Here is a 25,190-nt window from a genome sequence, read left to right on the forward strand (position 1 = left end):
CACCGCCCCGGAATGACGGCGAGGGACACGGCAGGAGAAACTACGGCGATGGCGTCACCCAATAAACTGAGTCCGATCCCGCAGCCGCCGACCAAACCCGTGGTTGGCAACATGCTGTCGCTGGACTCCAACGCGCCGGTGCAGCATCTGGTGCGGCTCGCCAGGGAACTGGGGCCGATCTACTGGCTCGACATGATGGGCGCGCCGCTCGTTATCGTCTCCGGCCACGATCTGATCGAGGAACTGTCCGACGAGAAGCGCTTCGACAAGGCGGTGCGCGGCGCGTTGCGTCGCGTGCGCGCCGTCGGCGGCGATGGCCTGTTCACGGCCGACACCAATGAGCCGAACTGGAGCAAGGCGCACAACATCCTGCTTCAGCCGTTCGGCAACCGCGCCATGACCTCTTACCATCCGAGCATGGTCGATATCGCCGAGCAGCTCGTCAAGAAGTGGGACCGCCTCAACGCCGACGACGAGATCGACGTCGTCCACGACATGACGGCGCTTACGCTCGATACCATCGGCCTCTGCGGCTTCGACTATCGCTTCAATTCGTTCTACCGCAGGGATTATCACCCCTTCGTGGAATCGCTGGTGCGCTCGCTCGAGACCATCATGATGACGCGCGGACTGCCGCTGGAGCATCTGTGGATGCAGAAGCGCCGCCGCGACCTCGCCGCCGACGTCGCCTTCATGAACAAGATGGTCGACGAGATCATCGCCGAGCGCCGCAAGAATACGGATGCGACCGCGGCGAAAAAGGACATGCTGGGAGCCATGATGACCGGTGTCGACCGCACCACCGGCACCCAGCTCGACGACGTCAACATCCGCTACCAGATCAACACGTTCCTGATCGCGGGCCACGAGACCACCAGCGGACTGCTATCCTGCACGCTCTATGCGCTGCTCAAGCACCCGGAAATCCTCAAGAGGGCCTATGAGGAGGTGGACCGGGTGCTCGGACCCGACGTCAACGCAAAACCGACCTATCAGCAGGTGACGCAGCTCACCTACATCACGCAGATCCTGAAAGAGGCGCTGCGGATGTGGCCGCCGGCGCCGGCCTATGGCATCGCGCCGCTGAAGGACGAGACCATCGGCGGCAAGTACAAGCTCAAGAAGGGCACCTTCATCACCGTGCTCGTGATGGCGCTGCATCGCGATCCCAGCGTCTGGGGTCCCAACCCCGATGTGTTCGATCCCGAGAATTTCTCGCCCGAGGCCGAAGCGAAACGTCCGATCAATGCCTGGAAGCCGTTTGGTAACGGCCAGCGCGCCTGCATCGGCCGCGGCTTTGCGATGCATGAGGCGGCGCTCGCGATCGGCATGATCCTGCAACGCTTCAAGCTGATCGACGTCAACCGTTACCAGATGCATCTGAAGGAAACGCTGACGATCAAGCCCGACGGTTTTGAGATAAAAGTGCGCCCGCGCACCGATGCGGACCGCGGCGCTTTCGCCGGCGTGAAGCCCGTCGCTACGACTGCCGCTGCGACGCCGCGCGCAGCGCGCACGCGCCCCGGCCACAACACGCCGCTGCTGGTGCTCTACGGCTCGAACCTCGGCACGGCCGAGGAGCTTGCCACCCGCGTCGCTGATCTGGCCGAAGTCAACGGCTTTGCGACAAAGCTCGCGCCGCTCGACGATTACGTCGGCAAGCTGCCGGAGCAGGGCGGCGTGCTGATCTTCTGCGCTTCCTACAATGGGGCGGCGCCCGACAATGCCACCCAGTTCGTCAAATGGCTCGGCGGCGACCTGGCGAAGGACGCCTTTGCAAAAGTGCGTTACGCCGTGTTCGGTTGCGGCAACAGCGACTGGGCCGCGACCTATCAATCCGTGCCGCGCATGATCGACGAGCAGCTTGCCGCCCGCGGCGCACGCAGCGTCTATGGACGTGGCGAGGGCGATGCCCGCAGCGATCTCGACGGCCAGTTCGAAAGCTGGTTTGCCAAGGCCGCGGCGGCATCGGTGAAGGAATTCGGCCTCGACGGCAGCTTCAGCCGCAGCGCCGACGACGAGCCGCTCTACAGCATCGAGCCGGTGGCACCGACCACAGTCAACGCCATCGTCGCGACCGGCGGCGTGTCGCCGATGAAGGTGCTGGTCAACAACGAGTTGCAGAACAAGACCGGCGCGAACCCTTCCGACCGCTCGACCCGGCATGTCGAAGTGCAATTGCCCGTCGGCGTCAGCTATCGCGTCGGCGACCATCTCAGCGTGGTCCCGCGCAACGATCCGGCGCTGGTCGATTCCGTCGCCCGCCGCTTCGGTTTCCTGCCGGCCGACCAGATCAGATTGAACGTGCCGGAAGGCCGCCGCGCGCAATTGCCGGTCGGCGAAGCCGTATCGGTCGGGCGCCTGCTCACCGAGTTCGTCGAGTTGCAGCAAATCGCGACCCGCAAGCAGATCCAGATCATGTCGGAGCACACCCGCTGCCCGATGACCAAGCCGAAACTGCTGGCTCTCACCGGCGAAGACGATGAGTCCGCCGCGCGCTACCGCACCGAGGTGCTGGCCAAGCGCAAATCGGTGTTCGACCTGCTGGAAGAGCATGCCGCCTGCGAATTGCCGTTCCATGCGTATCTGGAAATGCTCTCGCTGCTGGCGCCGCGCTATTACTCGATCTCGTCGTCGCCCTCGGGCGATGCGCAGCGCTGTAGCGCCACGGTCGGCGTGGTCGAGGCGCCCGCCAGCTCCGGCCGCGGCGTCTTCAGGGGCGTCTGCTCGAACTATCTCGCCGGCCGCCGCGTCGGCGACACCATTCACGCCACCATCCGCGAGACCAAGGCGGGCTTCCGCCTGCCCGACGATGCCTCGGCGCCGATCATCATGATTGGCCCTGGCACCGGCCTTGCCCCGTTCCGCGGCTTCCTTCAGGAACGCGCGGCCCGCAAGGCAGGTGGCGCCAAACTCGGTCCGGCCATGCTGTTCTTCGGTTGCCGCCATCCGGACCAGGATTTTCTCTACGCCGACGAGCTGAAGCAGTTCGCCACTGACGGCATCAGCGAGCTGCACACCGCATTCTCCCGCGCGGATGGACCGAAGACTTACGTACAGAACGTGCTCGCCGCTCAAAAGCACAAGGTCTGGAGCTTGATCGAGCGGGGCGCGATCATCTTCGTCTGCGGCGACGGCGGCAAGATGGAGCCCGACGTCAAGGCAACGCTGATGTCGATCTACCGCGAGAAGACCAGTGCCGATGCGGACGCCGCCGCGCGCTGGATCGAGGACATGGGCACGAAGAACCGCTACGTACTCGACGTCTGGGCGGGAGGCTAGTTCGGATTTGTAGGGTGGGTTAGCCGAAGGCGTAACCCACCATTCGGGCGTGATGGCGGTGGGTTACGCTTCGCTAACCCACCCTACGAACCAGTCGTGCTAGAAGCCTCCCATGATTCCGTGGGTCAAGATCGATACGGCACGCATTCCGGGCAGCGATGAAGAATTGCGGCTGATGCGGCGTGGCGCCGAGTTCTCCATCAAGCTCGGCACCAACGAACTGATGAACAGCCGCCTGAGCGGCTCCGAAGCTGCGCTTGCAACGTTGGCAGCCAAAAAGATCGAAACGGTCAAGAAGCCACGCGTCCTGATCGGCGGGTTGGGCATGGGCTTTACGCTACGCGCCGCGCTCGCCGTCCTGGATGCCGGTGCGCGGGTGGAGGTTGTCGAACTGGTGCCCGCGGTGGTCGCCTGGGCGAGAGGCCCGATGGCGGAGATCTTTGGCGATAGCCTGAACGACCCGCGGACGAGCATTGCGGAGACTGACGTCTTCGAAACGATCCGCTCGCATCCCAGGACGTTCGACGCGATCCTGCTAGATGTCGATAACGGTCCGGAGGGCCTGACTCGCAAGGCCAATGATGCGCTCTACGATTCCACCGGATTGAAAATGGCCTGGACGGCGCTGCGCCCGCACGGCGTCCTCGCGGTCTGGTCGTCCGGACCCAATCCGCCGTTTACGAAGCGCCTGCGGCAAGCCGGATTCGACGTCAACGAAGTCAATGTGCGCGCGACCGGGCGGGGCGGCGGCGCCCGTCACGTGATCTGGATCGCAGTGAAGGCTTCATAGATTTACGACAAACGCATCAATCTCCGCTGTCGTCCTCCGCGAAAGCGGGGGACCCAGTACGCCGCGGCCTATCGGATCAATCGCTCACGTCTCTGGAATACTGGATCGTCCGGTCAAGCCGGACGATGACGGCTGTGTGGTTGTTACGCCGCCTTCGCCACTGCGCCGTGTGCGTGCTTGTCGATCGCGTCGATGACCTGCGGCCACATCGGCACGGGAAGTGCGTGGCCCATGCCGTCGATCATCAGTAACTTCGCGCCCGGGATCGAGGCCGCGGTATCCTTGCCGCCCTCGGGCCGCACCAGCGGATCGACGGTGCCGTGGATCACCAGCGTCGGTGTCTTCACCGCGCCCAGGCGCTGCTTGCGGCTGCCGGAGGCCAGAATCGCGCGCAACTGCCGACCGACGCCTTCCGGACTTAACCCGCGCTCGTAGCAGCGTTCGGCGCGAGAGCGGTCGAGCCGCTCGTCCTCGGGAAAGCTGCCGACGCGCAAGACTTTCCAGGTTTTTGCAAAGCGATCGAGATATTCGTCCCGCGTGGTCGGCGGCGGGGCCATCAGCATCGCGGCGGCCTCCCGCGTCGGCGGCGGCACCTTCGGATTGCCTGTGGTCGACATGATCGAGGTCAGCGAACGCGCGCGCTCGGGGAATGAGAGTGTCACTTCCTGCGCGATCATGCCGCCCATCGACGCGCCGACCAGATGCGCCGACTTGATGTTCAGCGAGTCCATCAGGCCCACCGTATCCCTGGCCATGTCGATCAGCCTGTAGGGTGCCGCGACCGGAATCCTCAAAAAGCGCAGCTTCAGCAGCTCGAGCATGGTCAGCCGTTTGCCGCCCGTCATCTTCTGGGACTTTCCGATGTCGCGGTTGTCGAAGCGGATGACGCGGAAACCGCGCGCGGCGAGCTGCCGGCAAAAGTCGTCGTCCCACAGCACCATCTGCGCGCCGAGCCCCATGATCAGCAGCATCGGCTCGGCGCTGGCATCGCCAAAAATCTCGTAGCAGAGGTCGATGCCGTTGGCGCGGATCACTTGCGGCGGCTGATGGTCTGATGACGGCACGTTGGCCTCTCCGGTGGTATCGCGATGGCGGAAACTCTATCACAGGGATTGCGACGGGGCAGAAGGCTTTCTGGCGCCGCAGTAACCATCCCCATGTTGACCGGCCCGCCGCAACGGTGTGGTATGGCAAAAAACAACAGCGAGGCGGGCAGGGCACAAGCCGGAACTCGCGGACCAATTCGGAGGAGGGCAAATGGCGGACAAGAGCAACGATCCCGTTGCGATCTGGCAGAACATGATCGGCGAGATGGAGAAGGGATTTAATTCCTTCGCCAACCAGGCCATGTCGTCGCCCGAATTCTCCAAAATGATGAACCAGGCCGGCGGCGCTGCGGCCGGTGCGCAAAAACAGCTCGGCGAGCTGATGGAAAAATATCTCGTCAGCATGAACCTGCCGAGCCGGTCGCAGATGGTCGGCATGGCCGAGCGTCTGCAATCGATCGAAGGCCAGCTCAACGAGATCAAGGCGATGCTCACGCAGATGAGCAAGGCGTCGGGCGTGCCGGCCGGTAACGCCTTCGGCACGCCGATGCCGCCGCGCACGAGGCGTCCGCCCTCCGAGGGAGAGCCGAAATGAACGCGCCGACGGGCCTCGATTTCGCCGCGGTCTCGGAGCGGGTCCAGACCGAGGTGCAGCGCGCGATCCAGCGCAGCATCAAAGGCGTCGAATATTTTTCGACCTCCGGCCCGACGCTGGGCTCGACGGCCAAGGACGTGCTGGCGAGCCGCGGCACCATGAATCTCTATCACTACCGCCCGCTGACGGATGAAATCTACCGCGTGCCGATCCTGATCGTGATGGCGACCACCAACCGCGGCTACATCCTCGACATGGTGCCCGGCCAGAGTTTTATCGAATTTCTGCTCAAGCGCGGCTACGACGTCTACATGCTGGACTGGAGCGCGCCCAAGCCGGAAGAAAAGTCGCTGCGGATGGAGGACTACGTCCTCGACTTCATCCCGGACTCCGTCCGCCGCGTGCAGGAGGATTCCGGCATCGATGATGTCACCGTGATCGGCTACTGCTTCGGCGGGGTGCTGTCGCTGCTGTACGGTTCGATCTTCCACGACGGGCCGATGAAGAATCTGATCTGCTTCACCACGCCGATCGATTTCCGCGAGATGAAGCTGTTCTCGAATTTCTCCGACCGCCGCTATTTCGACGTCGACCGCCTCGTCGACAGCGTCGGCAACATGCCGCCAGAGCTGATCCTGCAATCGTTCGAGATGCTGCGGCCGGCCTCGCGCTCGGTCAGCCAGATTCAATTGTGGGAAAACATCTGGAACGACGAGTTCGTAAAGTCCTACCGGATGTTCGACCGCTGGGCGACCGACACGCTGCCGCTCGCCGGCGAATATTTCCGCACCATCACAAAAGACCTGATGTGGGACAACAAGCTGTTCAACGACGCCATGACGGTGGGCGGCCGCCCGGCTCAGCTCGACAAGATCAAGGTGCCGATCCTGCATGCGGTTGCCGAGCACGACCACATCGTGCCTTATGATGCGGCCAAGCACCTGATCCAGAAGATCGGCTCAACCGACAAGGAAGAAGTGATCCTCAAGGGTGGTCACGTCAGCCTTGTCGCGGGGCCGAACGCGGTCCGGCGGCTGTGGCCCAAGCTTGATTCCTGGTTAGGTGGAAGATCGATATGACCGAGACACGTTCCTACCCCCGCCGTATCAATACCGATGCCGGCGACATCGAATTCCGCCTGATGGGCCGCGCGGACGAGGCCGCGGTGCTCACTTTTGCGCAGGGGTTGCCGACCCATGACCTGCTGTTCCTGCCGCGCAATATCAGCCAGCCAAAGGTGCTGTCGGCCTGGATCAAGGAGATCGAGCGCGGCGACATCGTAAGCCTGCTCGCCATGAAGGACGGCCGGGTGGTCGGCTGCGGCACCCTGGTGCGCGATCCCTATTCCTGGTCGCCCCATGTCGGCGAGATCCGCATGGTGGTGTCGCAGGAGGTGCGCGGGCAGGGGGTCGGCCGGGCGCTCTCGCAGGAGACCTTTGCGCTGGCGCTGTGTGCCGGGCTGGAAAAGCTCTCGGTGCAGATGACGGCCGACCAGGCCGCGGCAATCACGCTGTTCGAAAGCCTCGGCTTCAAGGCCGAGGCTTTGCTGCGCGACCACGTCAGGGACGTCTCTGGCCGAAAGCACGACATCGTCGTGCTCGGGCACAACGTGGCGCAGGTCCAGGCGCAACTGGAAGCCTATGGGGTGCCGGGGGCGGTTCGGCACTGAGTTCCGGCTCGGGACCTGCGGCAGCCCGGCCGGCAGGCAATTCGCCTAATAATCCATCGATCACGGTTTCGTGATATCGCGCTGCAACATTAATGTTGCGACGCACCATTAACCGTGTCATATAGAGATCGCCCCGGGCCAAATCCGGACGGGGTGAGCCCGTTGCTCAAACCTGAGGATGGAGAGACCCCTATGACCACCGAAACCAATTCCGTGCTGAACACCGTCAAGGAAGCCTTCGCGCCCGTCACCGAGGCGTTCACCAAGCTCCAGAACCTGGAAGTTCCGGAAGCCGCCCGTGAGTTCGTGAAGAAGCAGGCCGAGACCGCCAAGGTTCGCGCCGCCGACGCCTATGCCGGCTCCGAGAAGGTGACCGCCGCGATCGAGACCGCTGCCGCCAATTCGGTCAGCGAGGTCGCCAAGATCAGCCGCAACATCCAGCAGGCGATGTATCAGGACGCGGAAGCGTTCTTCGCCGGCATCGACAAGCTCGCTTCGGCCAAGTCGCTGAGCGAAGCCGCCCAGATCCAGTCGGACCTGGTCCGCGCCCGCGGCGAAGTGTTCGTCTCGCGCGCCAAGGCCACCACTGAATATCTCGGCAAGCTCGTCGCCGACGGCGCCAAGAATGCGCAGGACAACTTTGCCAAGGTCTACGGCAAGACCGCCTGATAACGCGCTCGCGCTGAACTGCAATTCGAAGGCCCGCTTTGGCGGGCCTTCTTTTTGGGCGACGTGTGGCGTCTCACCCAGCAACGCGACGTCATCCTGAGGTGCGAGCGGCAAAGCCGCGAGCCTCGAAGGATGTGCCACAAGCGCCGGTGCCCGCGGCCATCCTTCGAGGCGCGCAAGAATGCGCGCACCTCAGGATGACGTCGGTGTCTGCTGCGCCTATGTAGAAGATGCCGTCCGAACCAAGGCCGCCATGAACGCCCCAGCAACCTTCTCCTTCGACGTCCCCGGCGACGCCGCACGCGCATCCGAACTGCGCCGCGTAAAGCTGCTGGCCACAGCGGTGCTGCTCGCGACCTTCGCGTCCTTCATCGCCGCAAGGATGTTGCTGCCGATCCATCCCGCCTTCGGCTTCATCGCCGCCTTCGCGGAAGCCGCGACCATCGGCGGGCTCGCCGACTGGTACGCGGTGGTGGCGCTGTTCAAGCGGCCGCTGGGATTGCCGATCCCGCACACCGCGATCGTCCAGAGCAACCAGCGCCGCATCGCCGACAAGCTCGGCGAATTCATCGAGGTGCATTTCCTCGAGGCTGCGCCGGTCGAGGCCAAGCTGCGCCAGGTCGATTTCGGCTCGTTCATTGCCGACTGGCTGCGCGATCGCAAGAAGAGCGAGGATCTGGCGCGCTTTGCACTGCGGCTGTTGCCGGAAGCCGTGTCGGCGACCGAGACCTCGGGGCTGATGACCTTCATCACCCGCCGCGTCACCTCGCAGCTCGTCTCCATTGATCTCGCCCCGCTGGCCGCCGGCACCTTGCGCGGCTTTGTCGAGGAAGGAAAACACAAGGACCTGCTCGACGACATTTTTCGCGCGATCCATCAGACACTGACCACGCCCGAGACGATGTCCGTCATTCGCGAAAAAATCCGCGCCGAACTGCCGACGCTGCTCAGGCTCTATCGTGCCGACAAGTTTCTGGTGAATCGGATCGTGGCGTCGGCCACCTCGTTCTTCGAGGAAGTGTGCAACGATCCAAAGCACCCGTTCCGCGCCGAGTTCAACCAGATGCTGCTGTCCTTTGTCGACAAGCTCGGCACCGATCCCGCTTTCGCCAAACGTATCGACGGGTTGAAGCGCGATCTCTTGGCGCGGCCTGAACTCGGCGCGCTTGCGAAAAATGTCTGGTCCAACGTGCGCACCTTCTTCGAGCGCAGCGCCACCGGCGAGACGCAGGTGCTACAGCAATATCTGACAAAGATGCTGGTCGAGGCGGGCGAGGCGCTGGCCGGCGACGCCGAGTTGCGGGGCGAGATCAACCAGGGCCTCGTTGCCGTGCTGACGAGTTTTATCGCCGACCAGAAGAGCGGTGTCTCCACCTTCATCTCCGATCAGGTGAAGAGCTGGAACATGGCGCAGCTGATCTCGCTGATCGAGATCAATATCGGCAAGGACCTGCAATACATCCGCTTCAACGGCTCGCTGATCGGCGGCCTCGCAGGCCTTGCGCTGTACACGCTCGAATACCTGCTCCGGCTCGTGTGACTAATTCATCACGGCAAGCCCATTAATTACGGCCATTTGTGAAGTGGTCGCTTGAAACGCCGGAACCGGTTCCATAGCTTTTTGGGTAGCAATGTTGCGTTGCGGAACGATTCTGCTGCGTTTGCGTCATTGATGAGCCCAATGGCCGGCTGCCGCGACTTACAGGGGCGGGCCCGAACAGGAGATACGATGTCCGTTGCTGCACAGCCGCTTCGCCCGCCGTCAAGAACCCTGATGTTCCTGGAAGGGCGCGCCATTCACGAGCTCGGCGCCTTCATCGGAGCGCTGCCGCTCCTGAGCCTTGCGCCGCGCGGCGATGGACATCCGGTGCTCGTGTTGCCCGGTCTGGTCGCGTCAGACGTTTCCACCCGTCCGCTGCGCTCTTTCCTGAAGACCCGCGGCTATGCCGTCAGCGGCTGGCGCCAGGGCCGCAACCTCGGCCTGCGTGCGGGCGTGCAGAACGCGATGGTCGATCTCGTGCAGGAATTGAACGACACGCACGGCCGAAAGGTTTCGCTGGTCGGCTGGAGCCTCGGCGGCCTCTATGCGCGCCAGCTCGCCAAGATGATGCCCGAGCGGGTGCGCCAGGTAATCACCCTCGGCAGCCCGTTTGCGGCCGGCCCGAAGGCGACCAATGCCTGGCGCGTCTACGAGATGGCGAGCGGCCGCCGCGCCGAGGAAGAGGATTCGCGCTTCGGCGGATCGCTGGCCGGCGCGCCGCCCGTGCCGACCACCGCGATCTTCAGCCGCACCGACGGCATCTGCGCCTGGCAGGGCTGCATGGAAAAGGCGTCGTCGCAGTCCGAGAGCATCGAAGTCGAAAGCAGCCATTGCGGCATGGGCCACCATCCCGCCGTCGTCTACGCGGTCGCCGAGCGTCTCGCGCAAAAGGAAGGCGAATGGGCCCCCTTTGACCGCAGTGGCTGGCGCGCGTTGGTCTATCCCGACCCGAACCGATAGTTTCCGGGCCAGCATGGTTCGAGACGCGCGGCGTTGCCGCGCTCCTCACCATGAGGGTCTAAGACCCTGCACGGCTCCATGACCTCATCCTGAGGAGCGGCCTCTTGGCCGCGTCTCGAAGGATGCAGGCCCCGCTCTCACCAACATTGTCGCAACTCCTGCAAACGCGCTATGCCTTCCCGCATGCCGCCGCCGGTCGCCCGCATCGTCGAACTGTTGAAGCGCGAACCTTCGCGCACCGGCTCGATCGTCATCACCTTGTTCGGCGATGCCATCGTGCCGCGCGGCGGCTCGGTGGCGCTCGGCACGCTGCTGCAATTCTTTGAAGCCATTGATATCGACAGCTCCGTGGTGCGCACCGCGATGTCGCGGCTTACCGCCGACGGCTGGTTCGAGCGCGAAAAAGTCGGCCGCAACTCTTTCTATCGGCTCGTGCAGCGCGAGCGTCTGACCTTCGACATCGCGACAAAGCACATCTACGGCGCACCGGCCTCCGACTGGACCGGCCGTTTCGAATTGCTGCTGATCGCCAATGGCGGGGACCGCGATGCCGCACGCGAGGCGCTGAAGAACGCCGGCTTCGGCAGCCCGCTGCCGGGCGTGTGGGTCGCGCCCTCTGGGGTCCCCGTACCGGACGAGGCGAAAAGTGCGATCCGGCTGGAAGTCTCCGCCGAGGACGACAGCGGCAGGCGTCTGCTCAGCGAGAGCTGGCCGCTCGATCGCACGGCCGACGCCTATCTCAAATTTATGAAAACCTTTGAGCCGCTGCGGGTCTGGCTCGGCAAACAAGATGCATCGCCCGGCGACGCGTTCACCGCGCGCATCCTCCTGATCCACTACTATCGCCGCGTCGTGCTGCGCGATCCGCTGTTGCCGACAGCGCTGCTCCCGAAGGACTGGCCGGGCAGGGCGGCACGCGACCTCTGCGGCGAGATCTACCGGGCGGTATTGGCTCCGTCAGAACAATGGCTTGACCGCCATGGAAGCAACGAAAATGGCCTGCTCCCGGCCGCGGGCAGGGAACTTTCGCGAAGGTTCAGCGACTAACCAAGCCCGTCATTCCGGGGCGAGCGAAGCGAGAGCCCGGAATCCATACTCACGATCGTGGTTATGGATTCCGGGCCTGCGCCCAAGAGGGTGCATCTCGGAATGACGATCTTTTTATGTTACAGAAAACTGTTGCATGTAGAATTTTTTGTTATATATTTGATCTCAATCAAAGACAGGGAGGTCGGCCATGTATACGCAGGCGCTCAATTCGTCCGACAATGACGACCGCCATGTCGAGGATGCCGCGCGCGCCGCGCAGTTCCAGGCGCGCATCGATGCCGACGAGCGCATCGAGCCCAATGACTGGATGCCCGCCGCCTACCGCAAGACGCTGACCCGGCAGATTTCCCAGCATGCCCATTCCGAAATCGTCGGCATGCTGCCCGAAGGCAACTGGATTACGCGCGCGCCGACGCTGCGCCGGAAAGCGGCGCTGCTCGCAAAAGTGCAGGACGAGTGCGGCCACGGGCTTTATCTCTATGCCGCCGCCGAGACTCTCGGCTCTTCGCGCGAAGAGCTGGTCGATGCCATGCTGGCGGGTAAGGCAAAGTATTCTTCGATCTTCAACTATCCCACGTTGACCTGGGCCGACATCGGCACGATCGGCTGGCTGGTCGATGGCGCCGCCATCATGAATCAGATTCCGCTGTGCCGCTGCTCCTACGGCCCCTATGCCCGCGCGATGATCCGCGTTTGCAAGGAAGAATCCTTCCACCAGCGCCAGGGCTTTGAGATCATGCTGACGCTGTGCCGCGGCACCGAGGACCAGAAGGCGATGGCGCAGAACGCGCTCGATCGCTGGTGGTGGCCGGTGCTGATGATGTTCGGCCCGCCCGACCAGGTCAGCCAGCACAGCGACACTTCCACCAAATGGAAGATCAAGCGCTTCTCCAACGACGAACTGCGCCAGAAATTCGTCGATGCCACCGTGCCGCAGGCGCAGTTCCTGGGGCTCACCATTCCCGACCTCGGCATGAAGCAGAACGCCAACGGCAACTGGGAATACAGCCCGATCGACTGGGAAGAGTTCAAGCAGGTGCTGGCCGGCAACGGCCCCTGCAACCGCGAGCGTCTCGCCGCGCGCCGCAAGGCGCATGACGACGGCGCCTGGGTGCGCGAAGCCGCGATGGCCTATGCCGAAAAGCGCAAGTCGCGCCAGATGGCGCAGGCCGCCGAGTAGGCGTGCATGATCCGGAAAAGTGGGTACCGGTTTTCCGATAAGATCATGCGCAAAACATAGAGAGCACGATGGCCACACCAAATATTCCGCTCTGGGAAGTCTTCATCCGCAGCCGCAACGGCCTCGCGCACAAGCACGTCGGCTCGCTGCACGCGACCGATGCCACGTTGGCCTTGCAGGCCGCCCGCGACATCTACACCCGCCGCGGCGAGGGCCTCTCGATCTGGGTCGTCCCGTCGAACGCGATCACCGCGTCCGATCCGACCGAGAAGGGCATGATGTTCGAGCCGGCGGAGTCGAAGATCTACCGCCACCCGACCTTCTACGACGTGCCCGAAGAAGTCGGGCATATGTGAGCCTCAGCCCTCATCCTGAGGAGCTTGCGCAGCAAGCGTCTCGAAGGATGGCGGCAAAGGAAGTGTATATAGCCATCCTTCGAGACGCGCTGCGCGCTCCTCAGGATGAGGTCGGAGCAAGTGGATACCAACATGGCCGTCGCCTCGATCAAAGTTTCCGAAACGCCGCTGGTGCTCTACACGCTGCGCCGCGCCGACGACGCGCTCATCCTCGGCCATCGCCTGTCCGAATGGTGCGGCCACGCGCCGATGCTGGAAGAGGACATGGCGCTCGCCAATATGGGCCTCGACCTGCTCGGCCAGGCGCGCGAGCTCTACACTTACGCTGCCAAGGTCGAAGGCAAGGACAACGACGAGGACAAGTTCGCCTACCTCCGCGACGTCGTGCAGTATCGTAACCTGCTGCTGCTGGAGCAGCCGAACGGCGATTTCGCCCGCACCATGGTACGCCAGTTCTTCTATGCCGCCTTCGCCGATCTCTACTGGCGCGCGATGATGAAATCGAAGGATACAACGCTGGCCGCGGTCGCCGCGAAGTCGGAGAAGGAAAGCGCCTACCACATCAGGCATTCCTCGGAATGGATCGTCCGCCTCGGCGACGGCACCGAGGAAAGCCATGCCCGCACACAGAGCGCGATCGACGATCTCTGGGCCTATACCGGCGAGATGTTTGCGGTCGACGACAGCGAGCGCGGCCTGATCGATGCCGGCATCGCGATCGATCCGGCGACGCTGCATCCGCAATGGCTGAAGACCGTGACATCAGTCGTCAACGAAGCGACGCTTGCGCTGCCGAAGAACAATTGGATGCAGCAGGGCGGTCGTAGCGGCCGCCACAGCGAGCATCTCGGCCATCTCCTCAGCGAACTGCAATCGCTACAGCGGTCCTTCCCGGGGGCGACATGGTGACCGCGGTTCTCAGCGACACTGATCTGCGGCAGCGCGCGTGGAACGCGGCGGCACAGGTCGTCGATCCCGAGATTCCCGTGCTGACCATCGCCGATCTCGGCGTGCTGCGCGAGGTTGCGGTGCACGACGGCCGTGTGGAGGTTGCGATCACGCCGACCTATTCCGGCTGCCCCGCCATGAACATGATAGCGCTCGAGATCGAGCTGGCGCTGGAACGCGAGGGTATCCGCGCGCCGAAGATCACGACCGTGCTGTCGCCGGCCTGGACCACCGACTGGATGAGCGAGGACGGCCGCCGCAAGCTGCGCGAATACGGCATCGCCCCGCCGGTCGCGGGCAGCGGCCGCCGCGCATTGTTCGGCGAGCAGCAGGTGGCATGCCCGCAATGCGGCTCGCAGGATACGGAAGTGCTCTCCGAATTCGGTTCCACCTCCTGCAAGGCGCTGTGGCGCTGCAAGAGCTGCCGCGAGCCGTTCGACTATTTCAAGTGTCACTAATGATAGCCGTCATTGCGAGCGAAGCGAAGCAATCCAGCTTTGCCGCACGAAGAAAAGCTGGATTGCTTCGTCGCTTCGCTCCTCGCAATGACGGTTGAGAGAGTCCCTATGTCCCACGCGCCCCGTTTCCATCGTCTGGCCGTCAACGACCTTCGCCGTGAATCCAGCGACGCCGTGTCGCTCACCTTCGCGATCCCCGAGGAACTCGCCGACGACTACACCTTCGCCCCCGGCCAATACCTCACCTTGCGCACCACCATGGACGGCGAGGAAGTCCGCCGTTCCTATTCGATCTGCTCCGGCCCCGACGATGGCGAGCTGCGCATTGCCGTCAAGAAGGTGGACGGCGGCGCGTTCTCGAGCTGGGCGGCGGATGAACTGAAAACCGGCGACGAACTCGACGTGATGACGCCGACCGGCCGCTTCGGCGTCGCGCATGCGCCGGATCAGTCGCGGCTCTATGTCGGTTTTGCTGCGGGCTCCGGCATCACGCCGATCCTGTCGATCGTCAAGGGCGTGCTCGCCCGCGAGCCGCACAGCCGGTTCTTCCTGTTCTACGGCAACCGCTCGACATCAAGCATGATGTTCCTGGAAGCCCTGGAAGAGCTGAAGGACCGCTTCATGCAGCGCCTTTCGCTGTTCCATGTCATCTCCGGTGAGGAGCAGGACATTCCGATCCTGCACGGCCGCCTCGATGGCGAAAAGGTGAGGGTGCTGTTGCGCTCGCTGGTGCCGGCCGCCAGCGTCGATCACGTCTTCATCTGTGGCCCCATGGGGATGAGCGAGGATATCGAAGCGACCTGCCGCGACATCGGCATTGCCGAGGAGAAGATTCACGTCGAACGCTTCGTGTCCGAATTCGGCGGCAAGCCGCGGCCGAAGAAGATCGTGCCGCCGGGTGCGCCGCCAAAGGCCGTGGCTTCCTTGACCATCGACGGCAAGCGCCGCGAGGTGCCGGTCGCCGAGGATGAATCCATTCTGGACGCCGCATTGCGCGCGGGTATGGACCTGCCGTTCGCCTGCAAGGGCGGCATGTGCTCGACCTGCCGCGCCAAACTGGTCGAGGGCGATGCGGCGATGGACGTCAACTATTCGCTGGAGCCGTGGGAGCTGAAGGCGGGCTTTATCCTGACCTGCCAGGCAAAACCGGTTTCGGAAAAGATCGTGGTCGATTACGATCACGTGTGAAACGTCATTCCGGAGCGATCCGAAGCATCGAACCCGGAATCTCGAGATTCCGGGTCTGGTCCTTCGGACCATCCCGGAATGACGGCGAAAATAACAGGGAGACCGCCCGTGAACATCAAGGCCACGCTTTCGCCCGATGACCTCGCGCGTGCCTGCGCCGATGCGATGTGGGCGGAGGACGACGCCAGCCGCGGTCTCGGCATGGAGATTGTCGAAATCAGGCCCGGCCAGGCGACGATGACCATGACGGTGCGGCCGGAAATGGTGAACGGCCAGCGCATCGCCCATGGCGGCTTCATCTTCACGCTCGCCGATTCCGCCTTTGCCTTTGCCTGCAATAGCCACAACGACCGCGCGGTGGCCGCGCACAACGACATCACCTTCATCCGGCCGGGCAAGCTTGGCGACAAGCTGGTCGCCACCGCGCGCGAAGTCTCGCGCAGCGGGCGCTCGGGCATCTACGATGTGCAGGTCACCGCCAACGGCGTGGTGATCGCGGAATTTCGCGGCCATTCCCGCACCATCGGCGGGACATGGCTACCAACGGAAGCAGGCAACAAGAAATAAGAAAAACAACAAAACGATCCAGAGGGAACGCAAGAATGGCTTCGAGCAAGCTGGCAGTGAAGGACGGCGGCTATCGCCCCGAGATGGACGATGCCGAGCGCGCCTCGCGCGACGAGATCATGGCGCTACAGATCAGGCGCCTCGGCTGGTCGCTGAAGCACGCCTACGACAATGTCGCGCATTACAAGAAGGCCTTTGACGCCGCCGGCGTGCATCCCTCCGACTTCAGGCAGCTTTCCGATCTCGCCAAATTTCCGTTCACGGTCAAAACCGACCTGCGGGACAATTATCCCTTCAATATGTTCGCCGTGCCCCGAGAAAAGCTGGTGCGCGTGCACGCGTCCTCCGGCACCACGGGCAAGCCGATCGTGGTCGGCTACACCCGGGCCGATATCGACGTGTGGTCCGACGTGATGGCGCGCTCGATCCGCGCTGCGGGCGGGCGCACCGGCATGATCATGCACAATGCCTATGGCTATGGTCTGTTCACCGGCGGCTTGGGGGCGCATTACGGCGCTGAAAGGCTCGGCTGCACGGTGGTGCCGGTGTCCGGCGGCATGACCGAACGGCAGGTGCAGCTCATCAACGATTTTCGCCCCGACATCATCACGGTGACGCCGAGCTACATGCTGGCCATCCTCGACGAGTTCAGGAAGCAAAAGCTCGATCCGCGAAAGTCGTCGCTCAAGTTTGGCATCTTCGGTGCCGAGCCCTGGACCAACGCGATGCGCGCCGAGATCGAGCAGGCCTTCGACATGGACGCCACCGACATCTACGGCCTCTCCGAAGTGATCGGCCCGGGCGTGGCGCAGGAATGCGTGGAAACCAAGGACGGCCTGCACATCTGGGAAGACCATTTTTACCCCGAGGTCATCGACCCCGAGACCGGAAAAGTGCTGCCCGACGGCGAGAAGGGCGAGCTTGTCTTCACCTCGCTCACCAAGGAAGCTTTTCCGATCATCCGCTACCGCACCCGCGATCTCACGCGGCTGTTGCCGGGCACCGCGCGGCCGGGCATGCGGCGGATGGAAAAAGTCACGGGACGCTCCGACGACATGATCATTTTGCGCGGCGTCAACGTTTTCCCGACCCAGATCGAGGAGGCGCTGCTGGCGACCGACTGGTGCGGCGGCCACTTCATCATCGAGCTCACGCGCGAAGGCCGCATGGACGAGATGACCGTACTCGCCGAAGCCCGCCCCGAGCATTGGGACGGCAGCGGCTTGACCGCCCACACCGAGAAGGTTGCGGCCTTCATCAAGAACACCATCGGCATTTCGGCAAAGATCCGCGCCGTGGCCCCGGAAACCCTCGAACGCTCGCTCGGCAAGGCAAAACGGGTGTTCGACAAGCGGCCGAAAGGCTAATGTCATATCTTCATGCAAGGATGCGCTCATGTCCCATCTATCGCGCCGTGACATCCTGAAATCGTCGGCCGGTCTTGCAGCCGGCACGGTCCTTCCCTCGCTTGGAGGCGTGACGTCAGCCATGGCCAATCCCAGCTCAATGTCCGCCACCGAAATCGTCGCCGCCATCAAGGACAAGAAGGTCAAGGCCATCGACGTGACCAGGGCTGCAATCGCACGCGCCGAACAGGTCAGGGACCTCAATGCGCTGATTATCCTGAACAAGGATCCTGCGACCGCGGCGGCCGCCGAGATTGATGAGGGTTCACGCGGCCCGCTGCCGCTGGCCGGTCTTCCGATCGTCGTCAAGGACAACATCAACACCGCTGATATGCCGACGTCCGCCGGTACCCCTGCGTTGCAGAAGGCGCAACCGAACCGCAATGCGCCGTCACTGGAAAGGCTGTTGAAGGCCGGCGTTGTCATGATCGGCAAGGCCAATATGCATGAGATGGCATTCGGCATCACCAGCACCAACCTCGCGTCCTTCGCAGGTCCGGTCAAAAACCCCTATGACAAGACGCGGATTCCCGGCGGCTCCTCCGGCGGGACGGCGGCGGCGATCGCCGCCGGCATCGTCACTTGCGGACTGGGATCCGACACCGGCGGTTCGACCCGGGTGCCCGCCGCGCTGTGCGGCGTCGTGGGATTGCGGCCGTCGGTCGGCAATGGCGGCGCCGAGCGCCGTTATGACGACAAGAATCTCGTGGTGCCGATCAGCCATACCCGCGACACCGTCGGCCCGATGGGCCGCACGGTCGCCGACGTAGCGCTGCTCGATTCCGTCATCACCGCGACGCCGATGGCGAAGGCCGAGCCGCTCAGCGGCAAGCGTTTCGGCATTCCTGCGGCTTTCTGGAGCGGGCTTGACCGCGACCTCGAAACCGTGACCAGGGCGGCGCGCGAAAAGCTCGCTGCTGCCGGCGCGGTTCTGGTCGATGTGGACATGCCCGCCCTGTTCGAACTCAATGCGAAGGTATCGTTCCCGGTCGCGCTGCACGAGCCGATCGCCGACATTCCGGCCTATCTTTCGGCGTCCGGCATCACCGACGTCACGCTGGCCGATATTGCAGGCAAGATCGCCAGCCCCGACGTCAAGGGCGCGTTCGACGCCATCACCGCCGACGCCTTTGGCGGCCAATATCAGGACGCCATCACGGTGCATCGGCCGGCGCTACAGAAAATGTATGCGGCCTATTTCCGCGACAACAATCTGGACGCCATCCTGTTTCCGACGACTATTGCGCCCGCGCCGCCGATCGATGCGGAAAAGGGCTCCGGCGAGATGTCGATCAATGGCGGCGCACCGGTGCCGACCTTCAACACGATGCTCCGCAACACCGATCCCGGCAGCAATGCCGGCCTGCCCGGCCTGTCGCTCTATGCCGGGATGACGCCGGCCGGTCTCCCGGTCGGTCTCGAGATCGACGGTCCGGTCGGCAGCGACGCCAGGCTGCTGGGGCTCGGCATGTCGATCGAAGCCATTTTGGGCTCGGCGCCGCCACCGAAGATCTAGGCTTGTTTCAGGCCTGGAGCGAGTTTACCGCAAGCAGTGGAAAGGCTAGGTAACCTCATGGTGAGGAGCCTGCGCAGCAGGCGTCTCGAACCATTGAGGCCCCGCTGTGGCCTTCATCCTTCGAGACGCGCGCTGTGCGCGCTCCTCAGGATGAGGGTCTGGGATTGCTGTGATGAATATCGCTCGCCGGACTGATGTCCGACCCGTTACCGTCGACGCGCGCTGCGTTCGCTTGCTCGCGAAGGCTGAAAATCCGGCCGCAATCGAGCCACTCGTCGAGCGTCATAAGCTGTCGCGCGGCGAGAACGACCTGCTGATCGAGATCAAGGCCGCCGCCGTCAATCCCTCCGACGTCAAGGCCGCCACCGGCCTGATGCCCTACGCCGTTTTCCCGCGCACCTCCGGCCGCGACTATGCCGGCGTCGTGCTCGATGGCCCCTCCGATTGGATTGGCCGCGAGGTGTTTGGCTCCTCCGGCGATCTCGGCATCCGCCGCGACGGCACCCACGCCACGCACCTCGTGGTCGAGCGCGCGGCTGTGGTCGAAAAGCCGAAGAGCATCTCGTGGGAGGAGGCGGCCGGCATCGGCGTTCCCTTCGTCACCGCGATGGAAGGCCTGCGCCGCGCCGGCATGCCCAAACCCGGCGAGACGGTTCTCGTGATGGGCGTCAACGGCAAGGTCGGTCAGGCGGCGGTGCAGATCGCAACCTGGCACGGCGCCCGCGCCATCGGCGTGGTGCGCAAGGCGGAAAGCTATCAAGGCCACAGCAGTTCGCCGGTCGAGGTGATCGACGCCTCCACCACCGACGTCGCCACGCGCGTGCGCGAATCGACATCCGGCAAGGGCGCCGACATCGTCTACAACACCGTGGGCGATCCCTATTTCCAGGCCGCCCACAAATCGCTGGCGCTGCGCGGCCGCCAGATCCTGATCGCCGCCGTCGACCGCATCGTGCAGTTCAATATCCTGGAATTTTACCGCGGCCAGCACACTTATGTCGGCATCGACACGCTCGGCTTGTCCTCGGTCGCAACCGGCGATGTCTTGCGCGAGCTCGGCCCGGGGTTTGCGGGCGGGCACCTGAAACCGTTTCCGATCAAGGCGAGCGCGATCTATCCGCTGGAACAAGCGAAGAATGCTTTTGTTGCTGTAGCAGGCTCCTCACGCGACCGCGTGATCCTGCGGCCGTGATAATTCACCGTCATTGCGAGGAGCGAAGCGACGAAGCAATCCAGCTTTCTTGTAGCGGCAGAGCTGGATCGCTTCGCTTCGCTCGCAATGACGGGTAGGTAGGAACACCATGGAATCCACCCAGATCGTCATCCTCGCAGCCCTCGCCATCGGCCTGATCTACGGATCGGTTGGCCTGCTCAGCGGCTTCTGCATGATGAGCAGCATGCGCGGCTGGCTGGCGGACGGCGACGGGCGGCTGGTGCGCACCTATGCGCTCGCGATGGGGGCGGCGATTGCGGCCTCGCAGATTCTGGCCGCGGCCGGCCTGGTCGATCTCTCGAAGTCGATCTATCTCCAGCCGTCTTTCTCGGCACCCGTCATGTTCCTCGGCGGCATGTTGTTCGGCTACGGCATGGTGCTGTCGAACGGCTGCGGCTCGCGCGCGCTGGTGCTGCTTGGCCGGGGCAATCTGCGCTCGCTCGTCGTCGTCATCATCCTGGCGATCTTTGCGCAGATGACGCTGAAGGGCCTGATCGCGCCGGCGCGCATTGCCATGGTCGGCGCATCGCAGACCACGGCGGCCACGAATTCGCTGCCGGCGCTGCTGGCTTCCCTCGGCCTCGGCGCCGTCGGTGCCCGCATGATCGCCGCCTCGGTCATCGCCGCGGCGCTGATCATCTTCGCCTTCGCCTACGGCCCGTTCCGCCAATCGCCCGGACAGATGTTGGCCGGCATTGTCATGGGGCTTTTGATCGCCGGCGGCTGGTACGCCACCGGCTATCTCGGCGCCGACGATTTCAATCCGGTGCCGGTCACTTCGCTGACCTTCATCGCGCCGATCGCGGATGCGCTGCAATACATGATGCTGTCGACCGGCTCGACGCTCAATTTCGGCATCGTCACCGTGTTCGGCGTGTTTGCCGGAAGCCTCGTCACGGCGCTATCCACCGGCCGCTTCCATCTCGAAGGCTATTCCTCGCCGCGCCACATGCTGCGCTCGGCGGGCGGCGCGGCGCTGATGGGCGCCGGCGGCGTGATGGCGTTCGGCTGCTCGATCGGGCAGGGGTTGACGGGCCTGTCGACGCTGGCGCTGGCTTCCTTCATCGCGGTCGCCGGCATCATGCTCGGCACCTCCGCGGGCCTGCGCGGCGCGCTGCGGGTGCGGCCACTGGCGACGGCCTAACTCCAGCGTCGTCCCGGCGAACGCCGGGACCCATACGCCGCGGCCTTAATGGCTTGCGGGCGGTACTGATGGCCTTTTCCAATCGACAGCACAACGCGGTATGGGTCCCTGCGTTCGCAGGGACGACAGCTAAAATACTCACTCCGCCGCTTTCGTCACGATCCTGATTTCCGACGTCAGCGTGCGATGCACCGGGCACTTGTCGGCGATCTCCATCAGCCGCTTGCGTTGATCCGCGTCGAGTTCGCCCTCGATGCCGATCACCCGGTCGATCTGGTCGAGCTTGCCGTCGCGCGTCTCGCATTCCTCGCAATCCTTCGCGTAGATCTTGCTGTGCCTCAGCGTCACCGTGACGCGGTCCATCGGCAATTTCTTCAGGTCGGCATACATCCGCATGGTCATCGAGGTGCAGGCGCCAAGCCCGGCGAGCAGGAAATCATAGGGGCCGGGACCGGTATCTTCGCCGCCGGCCGCCTTCGGCTCGTCGGCAAGCATCCGGTGCGGGCCGACCGCGACCGTCTGCTGGAACTTGCTGTTGCGGGTCTCGCGCACCACCACCTGACGCGGCGCTTCTTCCGAGGCCGTGGCGGCCTCCGGCGCTACGGGCTCGATATAACGCTCGGCCCAGGCCGCGATCACGTCGGCGACATAGGTCGAATCGCTGCGCTGGCTGATGAGATGATCGATGCCTTGCAGCGAGATGAAGCTTTTCGGATGTTTTGCGGCGAGGAAAATCCTGGTGGCGTTCTCTATGCCGACGGTGTCGTCGGTCGGCGAATGCATCACCAGCAGCGCCTTGTGCAGCTTGCCGACCTGCTCCATCAGTTTCTGCTCGGCGATGTCGTCGAGGAATTCGCGCTTGATGTGGAACGGCCGCCCGGCCAGTTGCACCTCCACCTTGCCCTGCGCGCGGATATCCTCGATCCGGTCCTTGAAGAAATGCGTGACATGCGCGGGATCGGACGGCGCTTCCAGCGTCACCACCGCTTTCGCATCCGGAATTTTTCCAGCCGCCGCGAGGATCGCCGCGCCGCCCAGGCTGTGCCCGATCAGGATTGCTGGCGCCATCCGGGTCTTGCGCAGATGATCGGCGGCCAGCACGAGGTCGGCGACGTTCGACGAAAAGGTCGAATTGGCGAATTCGCCGCCGCTGCCGCCGAGCCCGGTGAAATCGAACCGCAGCACCGCGATGCCCTTGGCCGCGAGCGCAGCGGAAATGCGCCGCGCCGCCAGCACATCCTTGCCGCAGGTAAAGCAATGCGCAAACAGCGCATAGGCCGCGACTGGCCCGTCCGGCGTATCCAGCGCTGCGGCGAGCGGGTGTCCTTCCGAGCTTGCGAATTGAAAGCGTTCAGTCGGCACGGATGATCTCCTTATTGTCCGCGTCACGGGCCGATCCCGGCCATCCACGTCGCGTCGTCCCTGCGAACGCAGGGACCCATAACCACCGGCGCCAGTTTTGCGATCGCGTCGGGCTACATCGCTTCAATCGAGAGCACAACGCGGTATGGGTCCCTGCGTTCGCAGGGACGACGCCAATTGTGGATGCCCGGGACAAGCCCCGGCCATGACGGATACTACCTCAATCCCCCGAATAGCGCTCTTCCTTCCAGGGATCGCCGCGGTTGTGATAGCCGCGCACTTCCCAATAGCCGGGCTTGTCTTCGGTCAGGAATTCGATGGCCTGGAGCCACTTTGCGCTCTTCCAAAAATAAAGATGCGGCACCACCAGGCGCACCGGCCCGCCATGTTCGACATCGAGCGGCTTGCCCGACCAGCTATGCGCGAGCAGCGCATCCTCGGCGGCAAAGTCTTCCAGTGCAACATTGGTAGTGTAGCCGTCATAGGAATGCAGCACCACGAAGCGGGCGTCGTCATGCGGCTGGCAGGCCATCAACAGGTCGTGCGTGGCGAGACCTTCCCACTGATTGTCGTAACGCGACCATGTGGTGACGCAATGGATGTCGGAAACGAATTGCGTCTGCGGCTGTGCCGTGAACTCGGCAAAGGTCCAGAACACCGGATTGTCCACCGCGCCGTAGACATCCAGCCGCCATCGCTCGCGCGGGATTTCCGGCATCAAGCCGAGGTCGAGCACCGGCCAGTCGCGCGTCAGATGCTGTCCCGGCGGCAGGCGCTGCTCCTCGGGGCGCGCGATCTTGCCGGTGAGGAATTTTCCTTCCCGTGCCCAGCGCTGCTTGCTGCGCGTCAGCTTGCTGTCGGGCGGCGGTTCGTTCTCGTCAGTCATAGGTGCTCGCTACTCATGGCGGTGCATCGCCGATTCATGCTTGGTGTCGCGCATGGTCGAATAGATGATCAGCGACAGAAAGATCATGCCGCTGAGATAATAGTAGAACCAGTGCTCGTGGCCGAGGCTCTTGAAATAGAGCGCGACCGCGGGCGCCGTGCCCCCGAACAGCGACACCGTAATGGCGTAGGGCAGGCCGACCCCGAGCGCGCGCACGTTGGTCGGAAACAATTCCGCCTTCACCACCGCGTTGATCGAGGTGTAGCCGGCGACGAACAGCCAGGCGGCGCAGATCAGGAGGAACGCGATGAACGGCGATGTCGTCCCTTTCAGCGTGGTCAGGATCGGCACTGTCGAAATCGTGCCCATAACGCCGAAGAAGATCAAAACCGGTTTTCGGCCGATGCCGTCGGAGATCGCGCCATAGATCGGCTGCAACAGCGTCGCAAAGACCAGCGAGCCGAAGATGACGAGCGTCGTCTGGTCCTCGGTCAATCCTACCGACAGTCTCACGAACGTCTGCATGTAGGTCGTGAACGTGTAGAACGCCGCGGTGCCGCCTGCGGTAAGGCCGACCACCAGCAGCAGCTCGCGCGGATATCTGAGCAGGCCTCTGATCGAGCCCGATGGCTTTGCCACCTTCTTGGCTTCCTCGAAAGCCTCGGTCTCATGCAGGTTCCGCCGCATCACCGCCGCGACGATCGCAAGCAGCGCGCCGATCGCGAACGGAATCCGCCAGCCCCAATCCCTCAACTCTTCCGGCGTCAAGAAGACGTGTTGCAGCAACAGCAGCACGATGATCGCGGTGAGCTGGCCGCCGATCAGGGTGACATACTGAAAGCTTGAATAAAAACCCCGGTGTTTGGGATCGGCGACTTCGGTCAGGTAAGTGGCGCTGGCGCCGTATTCGCCGCCGAGGCTCAGGCCTTCGATGATCCGCGCCACCGCCAGGATCGCAGGCGCAGCGATGCCGATGGTGGCGTAGGTCGGCGTCACCGCGATGATCAGCGAGCCAAAACACATGAAGACCACCGAGAGCGTCAGCGACAGCCTGCGGCCGTACCGGTCGGCGATGAAGCCGAACAGCCAGCCGCCGAGCGGCCGCATCAGGAAGGTGGCGGCAAACAGCACGGCGGCGTTGAGCTGCTGCACGACGGGGTCGCTGTGCGGAAAGAACGCCGGTGCGAAATAGAGGGCAAACGCCGTATAGGCGTAGAAATCATACCATTCGACGAGATTGCCGACCGAGCCGATGAAGATCGCCTTGATACGCCGCCTGGCATCGGCAATGTCGAGATGATCGCTGTCCGCAGGTCTGATGGCTTGATCGGTCATGCCCGGCCTCCCGGCGGCTTATTCTTGGGA

General features: G+C 63.7%; 23 protein-coding genes. 19 read left to right on the forward strand and 4 right to left on the reverse strand.

Annotated elements, in window-relative coordinates:
- Positions 1-48: 48 nt before the first annotated feature.
- Both JQ628_RS20010 and JQ628_RS20015 read left to right on the forward strand, forming a co-directional pair.
- A complete protein-coding gene (locus tag JQ628_RS20010) occupies positions 49-3,282 on the forward strand; it encodes a bifunctional cytochrome P450/NADPH--P450 reductase (protein WP_212224730.1) in 3,234 nt (1,077 codons plus the stop codon).
- A 112-nt stretch (positions 3,283-3,394) separates the two neighbouring features.
- Positions 3,395-4,072, forward strand: a complete 678-nt coding sequence (locus JQ628_RS20015; protein WP_212224732.1) for a spermidine synthase — start codon at positions 3,395-3,397, stop codon at positions 4,070-4,072.
- Positions 4,073-4,215: 143 nt separating this feature from the next.
- Here the strand turns inward: JQ628_RS20015 and JQ628_RS20020 are convergent, their stop codons facing one another.
- Complete coding sequence (locus JQ628_RS20020; protein WP_212224733.1) at positions 4,216-5,136, reverse strand: alpha/beta fold hydrolase; 921 nt, start codon at positions 5,134-5,136, stop codon at positions 4,216-4,218.
- A 193-nt stretch (positions 5,137-5,329) separates the two neighbouring features.
- Between JQ628_RS20020 and JQ628_RS20025 the strand changes: the two genes are divergently transcribed.
- From JQ628_RS20025 to JQ628_RS20105, 17 genes are all read left to right on the forward strand, one after another.
- A complete protein-coding gene (locus tag JQ628_RS20025; RefSeq protein ID WP_212224734.1) occupies positions 5,330-5,713 on the forward strand; it encodes a hypothetical protein in 384 nt (127 codons plus the stop codon).
- A complete protein-coding gene (locus tag JQ628_RS20030; protein WP_212224735.1) occupies positions 5,710-6,792 on the forward strand; it encodes an alpha/beta fold hydrolase in 1,083 nt (360 codons plus the stop codon). The genes JQ628_RS20025 and JQ628_RS20030 overlap by 4 nt, the downstream gene beginning before the upstream one ends.
- Entirely contained in the window at positions 6,789-7,382 is a 594-nt protein-coding gene (locus JQ628_RS20035) for a GNAT family N-acetyltransferase (RefSeq protein ID WP_212224736.1), read from the forward strand. Before JQ628_RS20030 ends, JQ628_RS20035 begins: the two co-directional genes overlap by 4 nt.
- A 192-nt stretch (positions 7,383-7,574) precedes the next feature.
- Positions 7,575-8,051, forward strand: a complete 477-nt coding sequence (locus JQ628_RS20040; protein WP_212224737.1) for a phasin — start codon at positions 7,575-7,577, stop codon at positions 8,049-8,051.
- A gap of 253 nt (positions 8,052-8,304) precedes the next feature.
- Entirely contained in the window at positions 8,305-9,591 is a 1,287-nt protein-coding gene (locus tag JQ628_RS20045; protein WP_212224837.1) for a DUF445 domain-containing protein, read from the forward strand.
- 189 nt (positions 9,592-9,780) lie between these two features.
- On the forward strand, positions 9,781-10,551 hold the full coding sequence (locus tag JQ628_RS20050) for an esterase/lipase family protein (protein WP_212224738.1): 771 nt from the start codon (positions 9,781-9,783) through the stop codon (positions 10,549-10,551).
- Positions 10,552-10,734: 183 nt separating this feature from the next.
- Positions 10,735-11,598: a phenylacetic acid degradation operon negative regulatory protein PaaX gene (gene paaX / locus JQ628_RS20055; protein WP_212224839.1), complete on the forward strand. Its 864-nt coding sequence runs from the start codon at positions 10,735-10,737 to the stop codon at positions 11,596-11,598.
- 190 nt (positions 11,599-11,788) lie between these two features.
- On the forward strand, positions 11,789-12,781 hold the full coding sequence (paaA, locus tag JQ628_RS20060) for a 1,2-phenylacetyl-CoA epoxidase subunit PaaA (RefSeq protein ID WP_212224740.1): 993 nt from the start codon (positions 11,789-11,791) through the stop codon (positions 12,779-12,781).
- A gap of 68 nt (positions 12,782-12,849) precedes the next feature.
- Positions 12,850-13,137 (forward strand): 1,2-phenylacetyl-CoA epoxidase subunit PaaB, encoded by a 288-nt coding sequence (gene paaB / locus JQ628_RS20065; RefSeq protein WP_212224742.1) that lies wholly within the window; start codon positions 12,850-12,852, stop codon positions 13,135-13,137.
- A 132-nt stretch (positions 13,138-13,269) separates the two neighbouring features.
- On the forward strand, positions 13,270-14,046 hold the full coding sequence (gene paaC / locus JQ628_RS20070; protein WP_212224743.1) for a 1,2-phenylacetyl-CoA epoxidase subunit PaaC: 777 nt from the start codon (positions 13,270-13,272) through the stop codon (positions 14,044-14,046).
- Positions 14,040-14,543 carry a 1,2-phenylacetyl-CoA epoxidase subunit PaaD gene (gene paaD, locus JQ628_RS20075; RefSeq protein ID WP_212224744.1) on the forward strand — a complete coding sequence of 168 codons (504 nt, stop codon included), beginning with the start codon at positions 14,040-14,042 and terminating at the stop codon, positions 14,541-14,543. The genes paaC and paaD overlap by 7 nt, the downstream gene beginning before the upstream one ends.
- 108 nt (positions 14,544-14,651) lie before the next feature.
- On the forward strand, positions 14,652-15,731 hold the full coding sequence (gene paaE / locus JQ628_RS20080; protein WP_212224745.1) for a 1,2-phenylacetyl-CoA epoxidase subunit PaaE: 1,080 nt from the start codon (positions 14,652-14,654) through the stop codon (positions 15,729-15,731).
- A 108-nt stretch (positions 15,732-15,839) separates the two neighbouring features.
- Positions 15,840-16,298, forward strand: coding sequence for a hydroxyphenylacetyl-CoA thioesterase PaaI (gene paaI, locus JQ628_RS20085; protein WP_212224746.1), 459 nt, complete (start codon positions 15,840-15,842; stop codon positions 16,296-16,298).
- A 35-nt stretch (positions 16,299-16,333) separates the two neighbouring features.
- Entirely contained in the window at positions 16,334-17,665 is a 1,332-nt protein-coding gene (paaK, locus tag JQ628_RS20090; RefSeq protein WP_212224747.1) for a phenylacetate--CoA ligase PaaK, read from the forward strand.
- 28 nt (positions 17,666-17,693) lie between these two features.
- The gene (iaaH, locus tag JQ628_RS20095) at positions 17,694-19,220 is read left to right on the forward strand and encodes an indoleacetamide hydrolase (protein ID WP_212224748.1); all 1,527 of its coding nucleotides are present in this window, start codon (positions 17,694-17,696) and stop codon (positions 19,218-19,220) included.
- Positions 19,221-19,392: 172 nt separating this feature from the next.
- Positions 19,393-20,412: a quinone oxidoreductase family protein gene (locus JQ628_RS20100; RefSeq protein ID WP_212224750.1), complete on the forward strand. Its 1,020-nt coding sequence runs from the start codon at positions 19,393-19,395 to the stop codon at positions 20,410-20,412.
- Between the two features lie 109 nt (positions 20,413-20,521).
- Positions 20,522-21,577: a YeeE/YedE family protein gene (locus JQ628_RS20105; RefSeq protein WP_212224752.1), complete on the forward strand. Its 1,056-nt coding sequence runs from the start codon at positions 20,522-20,524 to the stop codon at positions 21,575-21,577.
- Positions 21,578-21,715: 138 nt separating this feature from the next.
- On the opposite strand, the gene JQ628_RS20110 is transcribed toward JQ628_RS20105, so the two are convergent.
- The 3 genes from JQ628_RS20110 to JQ628_RS20120 form a co-directional block, all read right to left on the reverse strand.
- Positions 21,716-22,939 carry a bifunctional alpha/beta hydrolase/OsmC family protein gene (locus tag JQ628_RS20110; RefSeq protein WP_212224753.1) on the reverse strand — a complete coding sequence of 408 codons (1,224 nt, stop codon included), beginning with the start codon at positions 22,937-22,939 and terminating at the stop codon, positions 21,716-21,718.
- A 220-nt stretch (positions 22,940-23,159) separates the two neighbouring features.
- Positions 23,160-23,825, reverse strand: a complete 666-nt coding sequence (locus tag JQ628_RS20115; RefSeq protein WP_212224755.1) for a sulfite oxidase-like oxidoreductase — start codon at positions 23,823-23,825, stop codon at positions 23,160-23,162.
- A gap of 9 nt (positions 23,826-23,834) precedes the next feature.
- A complete protein-coding gene (locus JQ628_RS20120) occupies positions 23,835-25,160 on the reverse strand; it encodes an MFS transporter (protein WP_212224757.1) in 1,326 nt (441 codons plus the stop codon).
- Between the last annotated feature and the right edge of the window lie 30 nt (positions 25,161-25,190).

It is taken from the genome of Bradyrhizobium lablabi (genome assembly GCF_018129385.1).
Classification (GTDB): Bacteria; Pseudomonadota; Alphaproteobacteria; order Rhizobiales; family Xanthobacteraceae; genus Bradyrhizobium; species Bradyrhizobium lablabi_C.

Bases quoted from the DNA above. Each gene is read 5' to 3' on its own strand.
- iaaH (WP_212224748.1), top strand. From the start codon at position 17,694: ATGTCCCATCTATCGCGCCGTGACATCCTGAAATCGTCGGCCGGTCTT.
- JQ628_RS20035 (WP_212224736.1), top strand. From the start codon at position 6,789: ATGACCGAGACACGTTCCTACCCCCGCCGTATCAATACCGATGCCGGC.
- paaX (WP_212224839.1), top strand. From the start codon at position 10,735: ATGCCGCCGCCGGTCGCCCGCATCGTCGAACTGTTGAAGCGCGAACCT.
- JQ628_RS20045 (WP_212224837.1), top strand. From the start codon at position 8,305: ATGAACGCCCCAGCAACCTTCTCCTTCGACGTCCCCGGCGACGCCGCA.
- paaA (WP_212224740.1), top strand. From the start codon at position 11,789: ATGTATACGCAGGCGCTCAATTCGTCCGACAATGACGACCGCCATGTC.
- JQ628_RS20050 (WP_212224738.1), top strand. From the start codon at position 9,781: ATGTCCGTTGCTGCACAGCCGCTTCGCCCGCCGTCAAGAACCCTGATG.
- paaE (WP_212224745.1), top strand. From the start codon at position 14,652: ATGTCCCACGCGCCCCGTTTCCATCGTCTGGCCGTCAACGACCTTCGC.
- JQ628_RS20015 (WP_212224732.1), top strand. From the start codon at position 3,395: ATGATTCCGTGGGTCAAGATCGATACGGCACGCATTCCGGGCAGCGAT.
- JQ628_RS20115 (WP_212224755.1), bottom strand. From the start codon at position 23,825: ATGACTGACGAGAACGAACCGCCGCCCGACAGCAAGCTGACGCGCAGC.
- JQ628_RS20120 (WP_212224757.1), bottom strand. From the start codon at position 25,160: ATGACCGATCAAGCCATCAGACCTGCGGACAGCGATCATCTCGACATT.
- paaB (WP_212224742.1), top strand. From the start codon at position 12,850: ATGGCCACACCAAATATTCCGCTCTGGGAAGTCTTCATCCGCAGCCGC.
- paaC (WP_212224743.1), top strand. From the start codon at position 13,270: ATGGCCGTCGCCTCGATCAAAGTTTCCGAAACGCCGCTGGTGCTCTAC.
- paaK (WP_212224747.1), top strand. From the start codon at position 16,334: ATGGCTTCGAGCAAGCTGGCAGTGAAGGACGGCGGCTATCGCCCCGAG.
- JQ628_RS20030 (WP_212224735.1), top strand. From the start codon at position 5,710: ATGAACGCGCCGACGGGCCTCGATTTCGCCGCGGTCTCGGAGCGGGTC.
- JQ628_RS20025 (WP_212224734.1), top strand. From the start codon at position 5,330: ATGGCGGACAAGAGCAACGATCCCGTTGCGATCTGGCAGAACATGATC.
- JQ628_RS20105 (WP_212224752.1), top strand. From the start codon at position 20,522: ATGGAATCCACCCAGATCGTCATCCTCGCAGCCCTCGCCATCGGCCTG.
- JQ628_RS20010 (WP_212224730.1), top strand. From the start codon at position 49: ATGGCGTCACCCAATAAACTGAGTCCGATCCCGCAGCCGCCGACCAAA.
- JQ628_RS20040 (WP_212224737.1), top strand. From the start codon at position 7,575: ATGACCACCGAAACCAATTCCGTGCTGAACACCGTCAAGGAAGCCTTC.
- paaD (WP_212224744.1), top strand. From the start codon at position 14,040: ATGGTGACCGCGGTTCTCAGCGACACTGATCTGCGGCAGCGCGCGTGG.
- JQ628_RS20100 (WP_212224750.1), top strand. From the start codon at position 19,393: ATGAATATCGCTCGCCGGACTGATGTCCGACCCGTTACCGTCGACGCG.